This window comes from Paenibacillus woosongensis, from assembly GCF_009725165.1.
GTDB lineage: Bacteria > Bacillota > Bacilli > Paenibacillales > Paenibacillaceae > Fontibacillus > Fontibacillus woosongensis.
In genome coordinates this window covers 486511-504654 of sequence record NZ_WNZW01000001.1, presented here as the reverse complement: position 1 = coordinate 504654, position 18144 = coordinate 486511, and the positions used below count along the sequence as shown (strand labels likewise).

At 51.6% G+C, this 18144-nt stretch carries 15 protein-coding genes; 6 read left to right on the top strand and 9 right to left on the bottom strand.

Features of this window, described 5'->3' with window-relative positions:
• Nucleotides 1-38: 38 nt before the first annotated feature.
• On the top strand, nt 39-284 hold the full coding sequence (locus tag GNP95_RS02490) for an AbrB/MazE/SpoVT family DNA-binding domain-containing protein (protein WP_055108985.1): 246 nt from the start codon (nt 39-41) through the stop codon (nt 282-284).
• A 318-nt stretch (nt 285-602) separates the two neighbouring features.
• Here the strand turns inward: GNP95_RS02490 and GNP95_RS02485 are convergent, their stop codons facing one another.
• Both GNP95_RS02485 and GNP95_RS02480 read right to left on the bottom strand, forming a co-directional pair.
• Nucleotides 603-1670 carry a phosphodiester glycosidase family protein gene (locus GNP95_RS02485; protein WP_155609315.1) on the bottom strand — a complete coding sequence of 356 codons (1068 nt, stop codon included), beginning with the start codon at nt 1668-1670 and terminating at the stop codon, nt 603-605.
• Entirely contained in the window at nt 1670-2059 is a 390-nt protein-coding gene (locus tag GNP95_RS02480) for a hypothetical protein (RefSeq protein WP_230873693.1), read from the bottom strand. The genes GNP95_RS02485 and GNP95_RS02480 overlap by 1 nt, the downstream gene beginning before the upstream one ends.
• 76 nt (nt 2060-2135) lie before the next feature.
• On the opposite strand from GNP95_RS02480, the gene GNP95_RS02475 reads away from it, so the two are divergent.
• Nucleotides 2136-3536 carry an aminotransferase class I/II-fold pyridoxal phosphate-dependent enzyme gene (locus tag GNP95_RS02475; RefSeq protein WP_155609314.1) on the top strand — a complete coding sequence of 467 codons (1401 nt, stop codon included), beginning with the start codon at nt 2136-2138 and terminating at the stop codon, nt 3534-3536.
• 134 nt (nt 3537-3670) lie between these two features.
• Here GNP95_RS02475 and GNP95_RS02470 read toward each other — a convergent pair whose 3' ends face one another.
• Nucleotides 3671-4438 carry a DUF2161 domain-containing phosphodiesterase gene (locus GNP95_RS02470; RefSeq protein ID WP_155609313.1) on the bottom strand — a complete coding sequence of 256 codons (768 nt, stop codon included), beginning with the start codon at nt 4436-4438 and terminating at the stop codon, nt 3671-3673.
• A gap of 381 nt (nt 4439-4819) precedes the next feature.
• Between GNP95_RS02470 and GNP95_RS02465 the strand changes: the two genes are divergently transcribed.
• Both GNP95_RS02465 and GNP95_RS02460 read left to right on the top strand, forming a co-directional pair.
• Nucleotides 4820-6715: a PrkA family serine protein kinase gene (locus GNP95_RS02465; protein ID WP_155609312.1), complete on the top strand. Its 1896-nt coding sequence runs from the start codon at nt 4820-4822 to the stop codon at nt 6713-6715.
• Nucleotides 6716-6924: 209 nt separating this feature from the next.
• A complete protein-coding gene (locus GNP95_RS02460) occupies nt 6925-7944 on the top strand; it encodes a globin-coupled sensor protein (RefSeq protein WP_155609311.1) in 1020 nt (339 codons plus the stop codon).
• Nucleotides 7945-7999: 55 nt separating this feature from the next.
• Here the strand turns inward: GNP95_RS02460 and GNP95_RS02455 are convergent, their stop codons facing one another.
• A complete protein-coding gene (locus GNP95_RS02455; RefSeq protein ID WP_155609310.1) occupies nt 8000-9433 on the bottom strand; it encodes a SpoVR family protein in 1434 nt (477 codons plus the stop codon).
• Entirely contained in the window at nt 9430-10593 is a 1164-nt protein-coding gene (gene yhbH / locus GNP95_RS02450) for a sporulation protein YhbH (RefSeq protein WP_155609309.1), read from the bottom strand. The genes GNP95_RS02455 and yhbH overlap by 4 nt, the downstream gene beginning before the upstream one ends.
• Nucleotides 10594-10813: 220 nt before the next feature.
• On the opposite strand from yhbH, the gene GNP95_RS02445 reads away from it, so the two are divergent.
• On the top strand, nt 10814-14377 hold the full coding sequence (locus tag GNP95_RS02445; protein ID WP_196427044.1) for a PAS domain S-box protein: 3564 nt from the start codon (nt 10814-10816) through the stop codon (nt 14375-14377).
• Nucleotides 14378-14431: 54 nt separating this feature from the next.
• Here GNP95_RS02445 and GNP95_RS02440 read toward each other — a convergent pair whose 3' ends face one another.
• From GNP95_RS02440 to GNP95_RS02430, 3 genes are all read right to left on the bottom strand, one after another.
• Nucleotides 14432-15286, bottom strand: coding sequence for a DegV family protein (locus tag GNP95_RS02440; protein ID WP_155609307.1), 855 nt, complete (start codon nt 15284-15286; stop codon nt 14432-14434).
• A 26-nt stretch (nt 15287-15312) separates the two neighbouring features.
• Nucleotides 15313-16182 carry a DegV family protein gene (locus GNP95_RS02435; RefSeq protein WP_155609306.1) on the bottom strand — a complete coding sequence of 290 codons (870 nt, stop codon included), beginning with the start codon at nt 16180-16182 and terminating at the stop codon, nt 15313-15315.
• 125 nt (nt 16183-16307) lie between these two features.
• Nucleotides 16308-16721: a hypothetical protein gene (locus GNP95_RS02430; protein ID WP_155609305.1), complete on the bottom strand. Its 414-nt coding sequence runs from the start codon at nt 16719-16721 to the stop codon at nt 16308-16310.
• A gap of 180 nt (nt 16722-16901) precedes the next feature.
• Here GNP95_RS02430 and GNP95_RS02425 point away from each other — a divergent pair, with 180 nt between their 5' ends.
• Nucleotides 16902-17291, top strand: coding sequence for a DUF423 domain-containing protein (locus GNP95_RS02425; RefSeq protein WP_155609304.1), 390 nt, complete (start codon nt 16902-16904; stop codon nt 17289-17291).
• A gap of 84 nt (nt 17292-17375) precedes the next feature.
• On the opposite strand, the gene GNP95_RS02420 is transcribed toward GNP95_RS02425, so the two are convergent.
• Nucleotides 17376-17966, bottom strand: coding sequence for a hypothetical protein (locus tag GNP95_RS02420; protein ID WP_155609303.1), 591 nt, complete (start codon nt 17964-17966; stop codon nt 17376-17378).
• Nucleotides 17967-18144: the final 178 nt, after the last annotated feature.

Here is an 18144-nt window from a genome sequence, read left to right as displayed (position 1 = left end):
CAATGTACATACCATTTTTAGGAGAGGTGTAAGTAAATATGAAACCTGCTGGTGTGGTCCGTAAAGTGGATCAGTTGGGAAGAATCGTTTTGCCCAAGTCGCTGCGTAAGAGGTATCAAATGAATGAGGGAGATCCTGTTGAAATTTTAGTGCAGGGAGACCATATCATTTTGGAGCGCTATCGTCCAAAATGCGTGTTCTGCGGCTCTATGGAGAGCGTCAGCGACTTCAAGGAACGCTGCATCTGCAATCAATGCCTCGTTGAGATGAACCGCCTCACATAAGTCACATAGTCAAGGAATATAGGCGTCTGCGTAATGCAGATGTCTATTTTTCGTTGTTCTCTCCGTTTAAATAAGCTTCCCTTGCGGGAAGCTCATTTAAGGTCTTGCTTACAATCCTTTTGTTTTATCGTTATTATACGACGAGGTCAAAATACCGCAAAGATACAAAGCAAACACCAAAGTCACGATCCAAAATGTCATCGAAAATGAAAACAAAGGTGACACCTCCACATTTAACTGCCTCTTATTATACCCGCCTCTGCCTAAAAAATAAATGCTTATATGATATATTTCATAGATAATGGCTGGAATGGCCTTTTATTTAAAGAACAGGAAATGGGTAGGCACGGGACGCAGCTGGCCATCCGAAGGATTGTTGATCACTTTGCCATTCCATACGAGTGATGAGGATCCCCCGCCGTCCAGATTATAAGCGTTCACTACCCCCATATTATACAGCTTGTCCTGTAATTCCTGCAGCGTGGCTCCCGAGTTGCCATTCTCGTTGTACCCGTCAATAACTAGTATGATCAACTGGTCGTCCTTATAGTTGCCTATGACGGTTCGCGGTGCTCGCAGGGGAGAGGTTTGCCATTTTAATGGTATTGCCGTTTTTTGTCCGTCCTTCAGCAGAATCGGCACGAAGGATGCTCCAAAGGAGGGCTCGAGCCTGTCCAGCTGCGCCTTGTCCTTGAATTTCCCGCCGATCAGTTTGCCGTTCTTATCCATTCCGACGAAGAACAAATCCTTATAGGAGGGCTCAAAGCCGTTCAGATATTTCCCGTTGAGCATAGTCGTGCTCAGCGGGTAGCGCTTGCCCTTGGAATCCGCAAAACCGCCGGCATTGATTCCCGCCACGGCTCCGTACCGTGAAACGGCTTGCTTTGTCGTCTCCGAGCCGCCGAGCTTGTCGCCGCCGAGCGTCATCTTCATAGCTTCCGGAGACTTCAGCTTCACCTTCACTGCATATCCTTTATAGTTGCCGGGGTTCACTTTATATAGCTCAAGGATGATCCGCTCGCTCTTGATCGTTTCCTTCGGGCTGCCGAGCTTTGCGGTAATGCGCTTGTTATAAATGATTTCCGGTTTTGCTGCTGTATTCTGGGCCGTTTGCACGATCGTTGTCATCGTATTTGTCGTTTTGTGATAAAGCTCAGCCGTCTCGCGAATGGTGGAGATGGTATATTTGGCTGTCTCATCGGCTTGTTCGAGACCGGACGAAATGGAGCCGAAGGCCTGATCCATTTGCTGAGCATCGGCAGTAATTAATTCTGGCTCGGTCGTCCAGCTGATCTTGGGCCCGCTCAGAATCAACGCGATAAGCAGACCGAACAGAGGGGCGGTCGCAAGCAGAAAGAACCGGTTTATTCCTTTGATCTCGGCCATTATTTCAACAATTCCATCTGTTTCTGCAGCTTGGCCAGCTGGTTCTTCACTTCGCTGAGCTGAGAATACAATTTATTGCTGTTATCGGTCTTATCGCTTGCGTTGTCCTTGGTGAAGGTAAGCAGTTCATTGAATGTCTCCACTTTGCTGTTCAACTGCTCCACTTGCTCGGATAAAGCCGTCAGCTGGGTCGTATAATCGGCTTTCATGATTTTCGTGTGAGCCTGTATGCGGGCATCAAGCTGATCCAGCATCGATTGCTTCAAATGATTGCTATACATATAAGCGGCGGTGACACCTGCGCCAATGAGTAGAATCCAAATAAGCAGAACGGTTTTTACGGAAGGCCTTCGCGTTCTCCTGCTGGGGAGTGGTTCGGAAGTGGTCATAGGCTCCGTAGAATAAGACAATTTCATCACCTCAACTTAGTAGTTCAAGTTTACATTCTATCACGAGCACTTTTTAATGGCAAAAAACGATAGATTGCTGTATTTGCTTCCTGTTGAATGGGAAATTTGTCCTGCTGTACAATGGCTGAAACGACGAGTCATGGAGGCGGATACATTGGAACGCTGGTTGGATTTGGGGCAAAGAAAGCAGCTATTGCCTTTTGGACAGCAGTTCGGCAGATGGAGCGACGGGACGGAGATGATATCCCTTGCGCTTTGTGGAGGCGACGGAGGGGAAGGCATCGAGGAGCTGGATGCAGTGCTGCGAAGGGCAAGGATGAAGCCGGAGCTTCCCGATGCCGAAAGCGGAGGCGATCCCCAAGGCTGCCAGCCGCTGCGGGATTGGCTGTCGGCCGCCTACACAGAGGAAGAGGGCTGCCGTACGGATTCAAGCCAGCTGCTGCTGACTGGCGGCAGCGCTGAAGCGATGGATATTATCCTGCGCTGGTGCCTGAACATCGGCGGCACAGTGCTGCTGGAGACGCCGGCGTCGCCGGAGATGCTGGAAGCGGTTCGCCAGCAGGGGGGGCAGGCTATTCTCATACCGTGCGATAAGGAAGGGATGCTGCTAGAAGCACTGGCGCGTGAAATTGAGAGAGAGCGGCCGTCGCTTATTTATGTCGCGCCCCGGTACTCCAATCCTTCGGGCCGGGTGTGGAGCGAGCACAGGCTAGAGGAACTGCTGCGATTGGCAGCACGTCATGCCCTGCTGGTGGTTGAAGATGACTGTGCGGGAGCCATTCCGTTTAGAAGCAAGTCTGCCGGGGATAAAGCCGCAGAGGAAAGGGCAGGGGATATAGCTGAACCACAAACGCTGTATCGGCTGCGACAGAAGGAGGCTCCCTTATACTTCGGGGCTGAAGTGGTGGGCATGGGATCATTCCAGGCTACGGCGTTCCCGTCTTTGCCTGTTGCCTGGATCCGGGGCAGCGAGCGCTCGATCCAGGCATTAGCCCATATCCGGACCGCTATGCGAAAACGCTTGAAGGCTCCGGCTCTGGAGAAGGCGGCCTATGAGCAGCGTCTCTATGCGCTGCTCAGTGCTCCGGCGTTCTCTTGGCCGGAGCATGCTGCGCGGCTGGCGGCGGAGTATGCCGCCCGGCGCGCAGCTATGCTGGAGCAGCTTCGGGAGCAGCCCGCGTGGCATGGCGCCAGCTTTGAAGAGCCGCGGGGCGGGCTCTTCCTCTGGCTGCGCCTGCCGCCGGGCCTATGCTCCGAAGCGCTGCTCCGCGCGGCGCTGCCGAAGGGCGCCGCGTTCATGCCCGGCGCGCGCTGTTACGCCGCCGGGGCCGTGGCGCCGCCGGATGGGGACGCCATCCGGCTGACGTACGCCGCGCACAGCGCGGTGCGGCTGCGCCGGGGCCTGGCGCGGATCGCGGAGGCGATCGCGGAGTTCACGGCGCGCGGCCTGGGCTGAGTGCAGGCGAAGCTCCGGCGCTGCTTGGCCGTGCTCGGCTGCGGTGCAGGCAAGGCTTAGGCAGCGGCCCGGGTAGTGCACGGGCAAGGCGCAGTCAAATCATGCGCTCGTCTCATGTGCGCATGAATCGCTGCTTAATCGTCCGCCGGCTCCAAGGCTTCCGCCGCTGCCGCTGCCGCCGCTGCGCCCGCTGGCATGCCCTCAATGACGGCGGCATACTCGTGCAGCGCCTTAACGCCCGCCGGTGTCAACGTGTAGCGTCCCCGCGCTACACGGTCGAACCAGCCGTAGTAATTGCGCTGCAGGATGTCCGCCGCCGTGCCAACGCCGCTGCTGGCGCGAACCTCGCGCGGGGCCATGATGCCGCCGTCCCGCAGCGCGCTGGCGACCCGCAGGGCCCTTTCACGGTAAGCTGTCACCAGCTTCTTCCCATGGCTTCCGCCGACATTGTAGTCCCCGCTTCGCTCATGGAACTCATGCAGCAGGCGCGCTGCACGTGTCTTGACAACTTTTGGGGCGGGGACAAATACTTTATCGCCAGGCGAACATAACACCTCGATAAACGGGCTTTTTGTTTTATAGCGGGTCACCGTGATCAGGCCGAGCCCAAGCTTGCGGCACAGAAGGGTGATCTCGTTCCACTTCTGATTATGCGCTCCCTTTTTAGGGCGATTCCGCTCTACGGCCAAATATACCTCGCTGCTAAGCTTCTGTCTCTCCAGACCTTGAAGCAGCAGCGAAAGATTGAACGTCTTCTTCAATTCGACGATTAGCGGCTCCTCCTGGTCCGGATGGATGCCGACGAGATCGCAGTGGCGAACCTCGCTGCGAATGACGTAACCCCGCGCCTCGAAAAAGGCTTTCAGCGGGGCGTACAATTCGGTCTCATGCTGAACGGCCATGATCCGATCTTCCTTTCTGCAGATTGCTGGGTGCTAGGATTAAATTATATCATAACCCAGCTTTTGCTATAGAAGGTAATCCGGCGCGTATTTTAACAATTCCAATTTTTCCGATAAGAATATTTTTTGGCGCTGAAAATGGTCAACTTCTTCCTTCGATCCGCATAGGTATGTAATACGCTTTTTCTAAAAACATAGATTGATCCATCTCCAGTCTGATCTGCTGCTTTACGCAAGCAAAAGCAGTTGAACGCGGTCTGTCCACGGAGTAAACGCGTTGAGATAGACATTTCATTTTACATGGAGGCTCCAGTTAGTTCAGCAAGGATCACCGGTCGGGAAGGCATTTTGCCCCAAGCGGAAGTACAGGAGGTACCGAACATGGACATTTTCAAACGTATTGCAGCTTACCGTGCGGAAAGCGATTCTCTGGCATGGAGCGGCACTTTTAAGGATTATATCGAGCTGTTGGCCAAGGATCCCTCCCCTGCTATGACTGCCCATGCCCGAGTATATGAAATGATTGAGTCATACGGGATTGAGGAGGTAAACGGGCGCAAGCGGTATAAATTTTTTGAACAGGAAATCTTTGGCCTCGATCAGGCGATCGAAAAGCTGGTGGAGGAGTATTTTCATTCGGCGGCCCGGCGTCTTGATGTGCGCAAGCGGATTCTATTGCTGATGGGACCGGTAAGCGGCGGGAAATCTACACTGGTGACCTTGTTAAAAAGAGGGCTGGAGAAGTTCTCCCGAACCGACAAAGGTGCGGTTTACGCGATTTCGGGCTGCCCTATGCATGAGGACCCGCTGCATCTTGTCCCGCATGAGCTGCGCCCCGAGGTGGAGCAGGCGCTGAACGTTCGGATTGAAGGCAATTTATGCCCCGTCTGCCAGATGAAGCTGAAGACGGAGTACGGCGGAGATATCGAGCGGGTTGCCGTAGAGAGGGTGCTGCTTACGGAAGAAGGGCGTGTCGGCATAGGCACCTTCAGCCCCTCCGATCCGAAGTCGCAGGACATCGCCGACCTGACGGGGAGCATTGATTTTTCTACCATTACGGAATACGGCTCAGAATCCGACCCGCGGGCCTATCGCTTTGATGGGGAGCTAAACAAGGCTAATCGCGGCATTATGGAGTTTCAGGAGATGCTGAAATGCGACGAGAAGTTTCTCTGGAATCTGCTGTCCCTGACACAGGAAGGGAATTTCAAGGCTGGCCGGTTTGCGCTGATTAGCGCTGATGAAATGATTATTGCTCACACGAACGAATCGGAATACAGGGCCTTTATCGCGAATAAGAAAAATGAAGCGCTGCAGTCGCGGATGATTGTCATGCCGATCCCTTACAATCTCAAGGTGTCGCAGGAGGAGAAGATTTACGCGAAGCTTATCGGCCAAAGCGATATGAGGCACGTGCATATTGCTCCCCATGCGCTCCGTTCGGCGGCCATATTCTCGGTCTTGACCCGGCTGAAGGAGACGAAAAAACAGGGCGTCGATCTCGTGAAGAAGATGCGCCTGTACGACGGGGAAGAGGTCGAGGGCTATAAGGATGCCGATTTGAAGGAGCTGCAGAATGAATATTTGGAGGAAGGCATGTCCGGAGTCGATCCGCGGTACGTCATCAATCGCATATCCAGCGCGCTTATCAAGCAGGATTTACACTGCATGGGAGCGTTGGATATCCTCAGAGCGATTAAGGATGGACTTGATCAGCATGCTTCAATTACGAAGGAGGAGCGCGAGCGTTACCTCAATTTTATCAGCATCGCCCGCAAGGAATTCGACGAACTGGCCAAGAAGGAAGTGCAGAAGGCGTTTGTCTACTCCTTTGAAGAGTCGGCAAAAACACTGTTCGAGAACTATCTTGATAATATAGAGGCATTCTGCAACTGGAGCAAAATCCGCGACCCGCTGACCGATGAGGAGCTGGATCCCGACGAGCGGCTGATGCGGTCCATCGAGGAGCAGATCGGCATCTCCGAAAATGCGAAAAAAGCATTTCGCGAGGAAATCCTGATCCGGATTTCGGCCTATTCACGGAAAGGGCGTAAATTTCAATACAATCACCATGACCGGCTGAGGGAAGCGATCGAGAAGAAGCTATTCGCTGACCTGAAGGATATCGTCAAAATTACGACGTCCACAAAAACCCCGGACGAAAATCAGCTCAAACGGATCAACGAGGTCAGTAAGCGGCTGATCGATGAGCACGGCTATTGCCCGGTTTGCGCGAATGAACTGCTGCGTTATGTAGGCAGCCTGCTGAACCGTTGATTTCAGCAAATAGACTGATGAATTCGCAACGCTCTGCTAGAATTGGATGGGGCTCAATTCTAGCAGAGTTTTTTGTGCTGGGCATTTCATTGTTAAATTATTTAATATTGGTCTTTCATTATCAGGGAGTAGAGGGTTATACTAGTAAAAAAGTCGCTGTTAGAAATGTCACAAATAAAAAACATTTACTAGAAGGAGTATATTTTAACATGATTGATCTTTCTCCAGCAAGAGCTAAACAGGTTGCATTCATTGGCATAACCGAAAGTGATCTCGACTTATTAAGGGACTACAGACCTATATTTGAAAAAGTAGTCGAAGAAATAGTGACTCGTTTCTATGAGCATTTGCAGCGGGATCCGGATTTGCTAGACCTGATTAATCGCCACAGCACGATTGAGCGGTTAAAGCAGACACAGCGCCAATACTGGCTGTCCCTTGCTGAAGGAATATTGACGGAGCCGTTTATCGACCAGCGTATCCGCATCGGTAAGATCCATTCCCATATCGGCTTGTCCACGGATTATTACCTGGGAAGCTATATGGTCTATCTTGATTTGGCCATCGAGCTTTTGAAGCCGCTTGCAGGAGAGCGCTGGACAGCTGTAACGCACGCATTGTCCAAAATGTTCAATCTGGACTCTCAGCTCGTGCTGGAAGCTTATGAGAAGCAGGAGAAGAACAAGCTGGAGGTCGTCGCAGCCGAGAAGGACAACCTGCTTAAGGCGGTAACGGAAGTAACGCAGGAGCTTACGGGAATGATCGCCGAGCTTAGCGAAAATTCGCGAATCATCGCTGCGGCAGCAGAGGCTACGGCAGCTTCGCAAGAGACAGCACATGGGCTGGTGGAGCAGCTTCACCAAGAAATCGGAGAAATCGATGAAATGAGCTCTTCGATCCGCGAAATATCCGATCGCACGCATTTGCTGGGGCTTAACGCTGCGATCGAAGCAGCTCATGCCGGAGAGAACGGCCGGGGGTTTGAAGTTGTGGCCGGAGAGGTCCGCAAGCTGGCTCAAAGCTCGAAGCAGACGCTGACGCACATTCAAGGCCTGGTAGAAGGCATCAAGAGCAAGCTTGACCACATCCAGCAGGAATCCGAGGGAATGGCAGTCAGCGCCAAGCAGCAGGCGATGAACTCGGGCGAGCTCTCCATGTTCGTGCAAATGATCGAGAAGGTGGCAGATGATTTAACCCGGCTTCAGAAGGGGGAACAGGCCGAGGCTTGAATTCCCGCTTATGGCCATGAGATGACCCGTCCCTTGAAAGGGACGGGTCATTTGGTTATATCAGCTTGCGGTAATGCTTCTCGCCATCGTAGCTGAATATCGCCTTTTTGCCTTCGACAACTGTTTCCAGATGTACCGTGCGGCCCCAGAGCCGCTGGACGTACGGCAGCGTCCGCTCCAAGTATTTTAGGTCCAGCTCGATGCCCTCATATTGATGCTTGAGCACGAGCTCGCCGGCCCGGTTGAAATTACCGTCCTGGACGACGATGTAAGGCGCTCCCCCGTTGATTCTGGACTCCACCAGCTGGTCCCGGACGTTCTCCCAGGACTTATCGGTAATCTTCCATTCCGGTCCCTGCTTCTCAAAAATATACAAGTCGAGGTCCTGAACGAGTTGTTTGGTCAAATAGCTGCGAAGAAAGGAGGAATCAGAATCCAGCTCGCGAACCTCGAAAATTTTCTCGCGGCCTTTGCCGCCCTCGCGGCCAAACCGCCGCCGCTCCTCCTCGGTCGGCTGGTCCCAGCGCCGTTCGATATCTTCGAATATTTTCAGACCCAAATAATAGGGGTTCAGGCTGTGCCTCGACGGCTGTACGACCGAGGCGTTAAGCTTCGCGTATTCCACCGTCTCCTCGCTGGTCAGGTTCAGCTCGCGCAGAATGCGTTGATGCCAATAGGAGGCCCAGCCTTCATTCATGATTTTCGTTTCCATTTGCGGCCAGAAGTACAGCATTTCTTCCCTAAGCATGCTCATGATGTCCCGCTGCCAATCCTCCAATGATTCAGCATATTCCTGGATGAACCACACAACGTCCTTCTCCGGCTCTGGCGGAAAGTTGGCCTGGCAGCCTTCAGCTTTCCCGGCATTGCCGCCCTCCTCCAGACCCCAGAGATCCTCGTAAGGGCCTTGAGGCTCCATCTGCTGGCCAGCTTCTCTGGCTCTGCGGATTTTCTCCTCCGTCTGCTGCCGTTTATCGTAGCGGAAAGGGCGGATGAGCTGCGGATCGACATGCTCCTGAATGGCGAGCACGGCGTCAATGAACGATTCTACTGTCTGGGCGCCATGTATGAGCTCATATTTGCTGATGCGTTCTGCAGTCGCCGACATGCTCTCCACCATATCCCGGTTCGTCGCCGAGAAACGCATATTGTTCTTAAAGAAATCGCAATGAGCGAGCACGTGAGCCACGATCAGCTTGTTCTGGATCAGGGAATTTCCCTCCAACAGGAATGCGTAGCAGGGGTTCGAGTTGATGACCAGCTCGTAGATTTTGCTCAGGCCGAAGTCATATTGCATCTTCATTTTGTTGAAAATCTTGCCGAAGCTCCAATGACTGAATCGCGTCGGCATGCCGTACGCGCCGAAGGTGTAAATGATATCCGCCGGGCAGATTTCGTAGCGCATCGGGTAGTAGTCCAGTCCGAATCCGTCCGCGATCTCCATGATTTCGGCAATAGCATGCTCCAGTTGCTTCATATCCTCACTCAACTGGCTTTGCCTCCTTCCCGGCGATGGAAAAACCGCTTCAACGCGCTGTAGACCTCGCCCTTATCTTTGATGACGTAATGCATGAACTTCTCCTGCTTAATGTGGCGATAGGCCGACATCAAAGTGCTTCCACGGTTATACTGATTGACCTCACCATAGCCGAACATGTTGCAGCGCTCCAGCAACTCGCCGATGAGCTTGAGGCAGCGGTCGTTGTCCGAGGTAAGGTTGTCGCCGTCGGAGAAGTGGAAGGGATAAATATTGTAGCTGGAATTAGGGTAGCGGGAATCGATGATCTCCAGCGCCTTCTGGTATACAGATGAGCATATGGTGCCCCCGCTTTCGCCCCGGGTGAAAAATTCTTCTTCGGTAACTTCCTTTGCTTCGGTATGATGGGCTAGAAAAACGATTTCGACCTTCTCATACTGCCGTCTGAGAAACCGGGTCATCCAGAAGAAAAAGCTGCGGGCGCAGTATTTCTCAAACGTTCCCATCGATCCCGAGGTATCCATCATCGCGATGATGACGGCGCTTGATCTTGGCACGATGACGTCCTCCCAGGTTTTGTAACGCAAATCGTCCGGAGAAATGCCATGAATTCCGGGTGTCCCTGAGGTAGCGTTGCGCTTAAGGTTCTCGAGAATGGTGCGTTTTTTATCAATATTGGACATGAGCCCTTTTTTACGGATATCGTTGAAGCGGACGGCGACACTATCCAGCTCCTCCTTGTCTTTCTCCTCCATAAACGGCAGCTCCAGCTCGTCGAACAGCAGTTCCTCCAAATCCTCGATGCTGATTTCGGCTTCGACAACGTCTTGCCCGGCCTTATCGCCCGCTTTGCCTCCCTTGCCGCCATCCTTCGGACTGTCCTCAGCGAGTATGTCTCCTACTTGGCTATCACCGTTACCCTGTCCAACGTGCTTATGTTTTTGATAGTTATGGATAAATCGGTATTCCTCCAAGTTGCGGAGCGGGATTTTGACGATCCCTTTACCGTCGGACATAATTATGCTCTCCTCGGTGACTAGATCGGGGAGATTCTGTCTGATGACTTCCCGTACCTTTTCCTGATGGCGCTGCTGATCCTGGTAGCCTTTGCGGTGAAGCGACCAGTCTTCTTTGGAGACAATGAATGAGTACGGGCCAGGTGCATGTGACATGATGAACACCTCCCAATAAAATGGTTGGAAACAGTGAGAGTGGATGTAACTAAAGTATATTCAGGAGAGGGAACGATATGTGAGGGAGAAAGTTTAGTTTGCGTGAATCGACAGGTGGATCATACCTGCGGGCGGGATAGGTGCTGGGACCCTGTTCATCCTCTAATACAATGGGTTAAAATTGGTATATCGACAAAATGTGAGAAAAGGAGCCCTCACTGTGATCAACGATAAAAATGGACTACTTCGTCAATTGCTATCAGAAGGGGGGACGTACAAATCCTTGTATGTCAATCACCCGGATGCCATTTGTGTCATTGATGTGGAAGGGAATTACGTGGATGCCAATCCAGCAACAGAACAGGCTACAGGTTATCCGTCTGAGCAATTTCTGCGGCAGCCGATCGGATGGCTGCTTTGCGGGCAAGAAAGGCAGAAAAAGGATGAATACTTTAAGCAGGCACTTGAAGGCAAGTCCGGGAGTTTTCAGGCCTCCTTCAAGCACAAGGACGGTCATATTTGCGATGCCTACATCACTTATGTTCCGATCGTTCATGAAGACGAGGTGGTCGGGGTATTTTTGATTTCGAAGGATATAACGGAAGTCAAAGCTGTTCAGGAAAGCCTGGAGCAGTCGCGGCAGCTGTATGAGCTGGTATCAAACTATGCGGAGGATGTCATAGCCTCTACCGATCTGGAGGGCAATTGCCTGTCGATCTCCCCGGCGATCCGGAATTTGCTAGGCTACGAGCCTCATGAGCTGATAGGAAAGAATCTACGGCATCTTATTATACAGAATGAAAGCAAATCAGCAGAAGAGAATGGGGGCTGGGATAATGACCGCTCTGTAATAATTGATTTGGTCCAACATAAGAATGGCGGGGAAGTATGGGTCGAAACAAGAATAAGAATCATTTACGATGAACATGGGGTCCCTACGAAGGCGCTTGCAATAGCGCGGGATGTCACGGCCCGGCAAGAGGCTGAAATCAAGCTCCGTAAAAGCGAAGAGACTTTGGCGCAAGCTCAAAGGCTTGCCGTGATAGGTTCGTGGGATTTAGATATGCTGACCGGGCGATTCTCAACCTCTAATGAATTCAACCGAATCTTCCGGCAGAAATTCCGCACCATGCCTGAAATGAATGAGGCGCTGCGCAAACGGCTTCATCCCGTAGATGTTCCACTCTATGAACAAGCGATGAGCGATATATTGCAGGGTGTTCCATACGAAATTACGTACCGTGTCGTGCTTGAATCGGATGAGCTGCAGATAATTCGTTCCCAAGCGACGATAGAATGCGATTCAAGCGGCGCACCTGCCCGAATAATCGGGGTAGTGCAGGACATTACCGACCGCCAAAAGATCGAGGCGGCGCTCAGGGAGAGCGAGCGCCAGTTCAGGCTCATATCCGAATATTCCATGGACTTGATTTCCCGTCATACGGCGGATGAAGAAGCCGTATACTTATTCGCTTCGCAGTCCTCGGTAAGCCTGCTGGGCTACGAGCCGGAGGAAATGACAGGCCGCAGCGCTTATGAATTCTACCATCCGGAGGACGTGCCGATGGTGAAGGAATACCTGGAGACACAGATGAAGTCCCGCAAAGTATACACAGTCACCTACCGGATACGCTGCAAAGACGGCTGCTATATCTGGTTTGAAAGCACGGGGAGGTACAGGTATGACCAGCTTACCGGCGAAATCGACGAGATGATTGTCATCTCCCGCGACGTAACGGAGCGTAAAGAAAGCGAGCGGCGTCTGCAGGAAAGTCAACAGCGTTACAAATCGCTGTTTGAATACAGTCCGGCCAGCGTATATTCCATGGATCTGCACGGGCGGTACCTCACGCTGAATTTCAATTTTGAGCTGCTTACAGGCTACAGCCAGGAAGAGCTTACTACCATGTGTTTCCATGATCTCATCGATCCGGCCGATCTGGTCAAGACTGTTCACCATTTCGAGCTGGCGAAGGAAGGGAAGCCGCAAACCTATGAGACCGCAGTCATTCACAAGGACGGAACCCATATAGCGATCGCTGTCACAAACGTGCCGATCATGGTCGATAAGCGCGTTGTCGGAGTGTACGGTTTAGCCAGTGACATTACGGAAAGAAAGCGTTATGTGGAACAGATCGAGAAGCTCAGCTATCTGCATTCGCTGATTTTGGCATCAGTATCCGAAGGGATATACGGTCTCGATGAGAGCGGCAGGACGGTCTTTATCAACAAAGCAGCAGCCGATATGCTTGGATATGAACAGAAGGATTTTATCGGAAAGTCCAACCATTCCTTGATTCATCATACGACCAGCGATGGGTCGGATTATCCGGCAGAGCTATGTCCGATCTTTCAGACCATGCAGGACGGTGTGTCGCGGGCGGTTAAAGAGGATGTGTTCTGGCGAAGAGACGGCTCCAGCTTCCTGGTGGAGTATACGGTAAATCCGATGATTGAAAGAGGACAGATCGTGGGTTCTGTCGTGGTCTTTCAAGACATTACGGGGGAGAGGGAGATTCTGCGGGCCAAAGAGTCCGCTGAGCGAACAGCGCTCGCGAAATCAGAATTTCTTGCCACGATGAGCCATGAAATCCGCACTCCGATGAACGGTGTTATCGGCATGACGGACCTGCTTCTGGAAACGGAGCTTAACGATGAGCAGCGTTATTACGCCGACATTATCTCCAGCAGCAGCCATGCGTTATTGACTATTCTGGACGATGTGCTCGATTTCAGCAAAATCGAAGCCGGAAAGATGGCGCTTGACTATGAGCCGTTTGATCTAAACGCCTGCGTATTGAATGTTGTCGAGCTGTTTCTGCCCAGTGCGGATAAGAAGGGAATTCAGCTTGCCTATCATATCGCTCCGGATGTGCCCGAACATATCGTAAGCGATCCCGTAAGACTTCGGCAAATTCTCGTGAATTTGATTGGGAATGCTTTGAAATTTACGGAGCAGGGCGAAATAAACATCAGTATTGTCAGGAAAGAGACATTGACGCCCCCTGCGGTGTTACTGGAAGTCAGCGTGAGCGATACGGGGATCGGCATACCGGAGGATCAGCGGCATAAACTGTTTCAATCCTTCTCCCAAGTCCACCCCACCATTAACCGTAAATATGGAGGAACTGGGCTGGGATTGGCTATTTGCAAAAAAATGGTCGAGTTGATGGGCGGATCTATAACTGTGGAGAGCAAGGAAGGGCATGGTTCGACGTTTCGCTTTACACTCATCAGCGGAGAGCGGGAAGAAGAGCGGGAATGCGAGGGGCTTGCGCTGGGACAGGGAATCTCCGCGACCGTGGCTGTGGACGAAACGGCTGCTGCCGCTGCAGCGCATGAAGCGGGCATGGAGCGAGCGGCCTTTCCCTTGAAGCAGGAAGATCTTCTCTCGGTGCTCGTTGTCGAAGATCACCCGGTGAACTGCCAAATTTTCGTCCACATGCTTGAGAAGCTTGGGCTTGCGCCTGATGTGGCCCATAACGGGGTTGAAGCCATGGAGGCTTTATCCTTAAGGCCTTATGATCTCATATTTATGGACATCGAAATGCCGGTGATGGACGGGATCAAGGCGGCCCGTCTGATCAGGCAGTGGCTGCCGGTGGATCAAATGCCGGTCATCGTGGGCATGAGCAGCAGTGAAATCTTTGAGCAGCAGCGCGAGCGTTGTCTGGCCAGCGGTATGGCGACTCTCTTGCAGAAGCCGCTCTGCGATCATGAAGTTGCCCTTCTGCTCCTGGAATGGAGCAGAAGGCTTGGTAAAGCAAGCCCTGAAATAAAGTAATAAAGGAACAAGCCGGCGGATCGGATAATGGATCGCCGGCTTGTTTGCTGTTGGTTATTGTAACGATTTCGTATATAAAATGCCAATCGTCTTGGCGCCACAGTGGCTGGAAATAACACAGCCTGCATCCGAAATAGCCACTTCCCGGGCCTTCGTCTTCGTCTTTAATATTTGCTGCAGGTGAATGGCGTCATCCTCGGCCAAAGAATGAGTAATGAAAATAAGGTCGTTATCCATGTCATCGACTTGTGCCAGCGCATTGTTCAGCAACTGATCGAGCACCTTCTCCCGGCTGCCGCGGATTTTGGAGACAGGAGTCATCTTACCATCGATGACCTTGATAACCGGCCGGATTTTCAACAGGCTTCCCACAAGGTTCTGCATGCCCGAGCATCGCCCGCCCTTATATAAGTAGTCCAGCGAGTCGATGACGAATTCCGTTTCCACCAGGGGTCTTGTTTTCTCCAGCAGGTCTATGATTTCAGCTACGCTGCGCCCTTCGGCAGCGGCTTTCACCGCCTTCATGACAAGCAGACCGATTCCGGTCGACAGGTTGCGCGAGTCGAATACAGTGACCTGATCCTCTGCGAATTCTGCGGCAGCAATTAAGGCGTTCTGGTAAGTGGAAGATAATTCGGACGACAGGCTTATGTATATAATTTGCTGGCCCTCCTGAACCGCAGGAGTGAAAGCCTGAATAAAGTCGGCTGGAGATGGAGCCGCCGTCTTCGGCAAGCGCCCGCTTTTGGCAACTTTGTTATATAGCTCAGGGGTCGTCAGGTCAAGCCCGTCCTTGTACATCTCGTCGTCAAACGTAACATATAGCGGGACGATCCCGATCCCGTACTCTTGGACCCATGCTGCAGGCAGATCGCAGGTGCTGTCCGCAAATATTCTAATGGTTCGCAAAGTGATCCCTCCAAATGAATTTCGGATTATCCGATCCGGTCTTCGGAGCCCTTGTGCATATACATGATCGCCACAGTATGAGGACCGCAGTGGCTGGAAATGACGCAGCCTGCTTCGGCAATCGCTACTTCCCGCACCGGGGTCTGTTCCCTGAGAATGGCGGCGAGCCGGCGAGCCTCTTCCTCGGCAAGGGTATGGGCCACGATAATTAAATCATCGTCCATCTGCTCCTTTTTGGCAAGGGCGTTATCGAGCATTTGCTGAACAGCCTTCTCTTTTCTGCCGCGGACTTTGTAAGCTGGAATAATGCTCCCGTCGACGACTCTCAGCACGGGACGAATCTGGAGCAGGCTGCCGATAAAGTTCTGCATGCCCGAGCACCGGCCGCCTTTGTACAGGTACTCCAGCGTATCGATGACGAACTCCGTGTTGACCAACGTTCTGGATCTTTCAAGCAAAGCTACAATTTCTGGACCGCTCTGGCCCTGCTGGGCAGCCCTGACCGCTTTCATCACGAGCAGGCCAATCCCGCTGCACAAATTAAGCGAGTCAACGACATGGATCCGTCCTTCAGGAAGTTCGCCTGCGGCAATAAGCGCGTTCTGATACGTTGATGACAGGCTGGAGGAAATGCTGATATAGACAATATCCTGCCCTTGCTCGACATATGGAGCAAACGCATCCATAAAGTCTTTGGGAGAGGGAGCCGTCGTCTTCGGCAGATTCCCTGCGGCTGCGACTCTTTCGTAAATGCCGACCGGTGTAATGTCGATGCCGTCGCGGTACGTCTTGTCATTAAAAACGACATATAGCGGAATAATGCCGATGCCGTATTCATCGATCCAAGACGCCGGCAGGTCGGACGTGCTGTCCGCAAAAATTTTAACTTGTGCCATAAGTATCCCCTTATTTCAGATAGTCCAGCTTTATTTTAACAAAAAGCTTGCACGTTTAACATCTCCAATAAATTGCCCCCGCGATAACTTGGATAGATTACCGTGGGGGCAAGCTGTGTTATAACTTAAACCTGCTGCATAGTACCGACGATATAAAAGTAGATGATCATCACCACGGATAGTGAGGATAGCACTGTTCCGATGATGGCGAATACTTTTTTGCGGTTTTTGAGGACGAGTCCTACGATACCAAGAATGAGGGCGATTAAATTAATGATTCCTGCCCCGAAAATGGCAATGACGCCAAGAATCGCTGCCGAGCTATGCTTCAAGGCCTCCTCGATGTTAGCCGGATTATCAATAGCCTGGCCAATGGCCGCAATAATTAGAAAGAAAGCTGCGAAATAACCGATCAGTGCAAGAATGCTCATAATGAATGAGGCGATGCCGAGCCCGGAATGCTTCAGAGGGGCCAGGGGCTGAGCCGCCGCCGCATGCTCATAATTAGGGCCAGGTTGTGCCCCAGGTTGATAGTTCATTAATAATCAAGCTCCTTTGTAGAATTTTGGTTATGTTAACGTATAATCTTCCATAGATTCGGCCAAAAATCAAGAAAAAAATTCATGATCGTCCCAGTTCTGGCAATCGGGCAGCGGACTGGGTTATGATAGGTAAGCGAGTACTGAATCGCTTATTTTTATGTGGGGAGGGGTGAGGATATGCAGCGAAGAATGGCTGGAACCGGGGCGATCATCATGTTACTTGCAGTAGCCCTCGGTGCCTTTGGCGCTCATGTGCTGGAGCCGATCATTGCAGATTCGATGGATACGTACAAGACAGGGGTCCAATATCATATGATTCATGGATTGGGAATGATCCTCGCTGCTCTGGCGGCCGGTTTGTGGGGCGACAGCCGCAAGCTGCGCTGGTCTGCGCGATTATTTCTGATCGGGATTATCTTATTTTCAGGCAGTCTCTATTTGCTGGCGGTGACGGGATGGAAATGGCTTGGTCCGATTACTCCGCTTGGAGGGGTATCTTTTATTGCAGGGTGGCTTATGCTTGCGTTGTCCGCCTGGGAACAATCCAGTGCTCAAATCAGCAGATAGGCATGAATGCAAAATGCTGCGCCGTCGTTAGGACGGCGCAGCATTCATTATGCCTGTGCATATTATTTAGAAATGGCCTATATTCTATGTTTCCATGAAATCAATGACTTCGCTGAGCATAAACGTATACACTTGCTTCTCGTCCACATGATATACGTTGATGGCATAGTTCTCTGACTGGAAATTCAGTATGCGGCAGGGGATGCTCATCCGTTCCCCATTGCGATTGACCAATATGCGCACCAGCCGATTCTCGGAAATATATTTCTGGATCCAATCCCCAAAATCCCCGCTCAAAGCCACGGCTGCGAAGCTGTCTTTGACGGTCGGTGCTATTTTTGGTTTATCTGCAGTTTTTGATTTCTCGGCAGGCTTCGCCTTATCAGGTTGTTGACCGGATGATTTGTTGCCGGCCGCATCTTGCTTGTCTGGCGTATTCGTTCCAAGCCGTTTGTATGTTTTGGAGATGAAGGACTGCTTCTTGGCAGCGAGCAGGGACTCGATGATTTCCCCAAGCTCTATCCCCGAATTGATCCGATAATCGATAATTTCTTCCCCGCTGTTAAGGATCTGCAGCAGCGATTGGAGTGCAACGGCATTGGATTTACTTTTCACTAGGATTTCCACATTGAATAAATATCCCAATTGTTCATGATCATTGTTATTATTGTCCATAGTTCCCCCAGATAGACATGTTAAGTCTCGTTCACTCCTAGTTACAAGATAATAAAAATTACCCATTAATCATAGCATCGCTCGCAGGACAATAATAGTCCTAAAGAATCAAAATGAAACTTTTTTTATGAAAATATCAGAAAGATAAAAAAACAGAAGTGAGTTCTGCTTACGGATA

Excerpts from the sequence above, each read along its gene's own strand:
- GNP95_RS02490 (WP_055108985.1), top strand. The coding sequence starts at position 39 with ATGAAACCTGCTGGTGTGGTCCGTAAAGTGGATCAGTTGGGAAGAATC.
- GNP95_RS02485 (WP_155609315.1), bottom strand. The coding sequence starts at position 1,670 with ATGGCCGAGATCAAAGGAATAAACCGGTTCTTTCTGCTTGCGACCGCC.
- GNP95_RS02480 (WP_230873693.1), bottom strand. The coding sequence starts at position 2,059 with ATGACCACTTCCGAACCACTCCCCAGCAGGAGAACGCGAAGGCCTTCC.
- GNP95_RS02475 (WP_155609314.1), top strand. The coding sequence starts at position 2,136 with ATGGCAAAAAACGATAGATTGCTGTATTTGCTTCCTGTTGAATGGGAA.
- GNP95_RS02470 (WP_155609313.1), bottom strand. The coding sequence starts at position 4,438 with ATGGCCGTTCAGCATGAGACCGAATTGTACGCCCCGCTGAAAGCCTTT.
- GNP95_RS02465 (WP_155609312.1), top strand. The coding sequence starts at position 4,820 with ATGGACATTTTCAAACGTATTGCAGCTTACCGTGCGGAAAGCGATTCT.
- GNP95_RS02460 (WP_155609311.1), top strand. The coding sequence starts at position 6,925 with ATGATTGATCTTTCTCCAGCAAGAGCTAAACAGGTTGCATTCATTGGC.
- yhbH (WP_155609309.1), bottom strand. The coding sequence starts at position 10,593 with ATGTCACATGCACCTGGCCCGTACTCATTCATTGTCTCCAAAGAAGAC.
- GNP95_RS02435 (WP_155609306.1), bottom strand. The coding sequence starts at position 16,182 with ATGGCACAAGTTAAAATTTTTGCGGACAGCACGTCCGACCTGCCGGCG.
- GNP95_RS02430 (WP_155609305.1), bottom strand. The coding sequence starts at position 16,721 with ATGAACTATCAACCTGGGGCACAACCTGGCCCTAATTATGAGCATGCG.
- GNP95_RS02425 (WP_155609304.1), top strand. The coding sequence starts at position 16,902 with ATGCAGCGAAGAATGGCTGGAACCGGGGCGATCATCATGTTACTTGCA.
- GNP95_RS02420 (WP_155609303.1), bottom strand. The coding sequence starts at position 17,966 with ATGGACAATAATAACAATGATCATGAACAATTGGGATATTTATTCAAT.